General features: G+C 63.2%; 1 protein-coding gene. It reads left to right on the forward strand.

Going from position 1 to position 239, the window contains the following annotated elements:
* Positions 1–15: 15 nt before the first annotated feature.
* Positions 16–239, forward strand: a 224-nt coding sequence (locus ACRHNM_RS18060; RefSeq protein WP_431138009.1) for a tripartite tricarboxylate transporter substrate-binding protein, incomplete at its 3' end; no start/stop codon positions are given.

A 239-nucleotide genomic window follows, 5' to 3' on the forward strand; every position in this document is an offset into this window, starting at 1 on the left:
AGCAAGCCCGGCGGCCTGACCTATGGGTCCAGCGGGCTGGGATCTTCCAATCACTTGGCGGCCGAGGCCCTGCGCACTAGCCTGGCTATTCCGGGGACTCACGGTCCTTATCGAGGGTCCGGCCCCGCACTGACCGACACGATGGCGGGACACGTGGACTTCATGCTGGACGTGGCCATGACGTCCCTGCCTTACATCCAACGGGGCGATTTAAACGCGGTCGCAGTGACGTCAAAACA

The organism is Psychroserpens mesophilus (assembly GCF_050617655.1).
GTDB classification, from domain to species: domain Bacteria; phylum Bacteroidota; class Bacteroidia; order Flavobacteriales; family Flavobacteriaceae; genus Psychroserpens; species Psychroserpens mesophilus_A.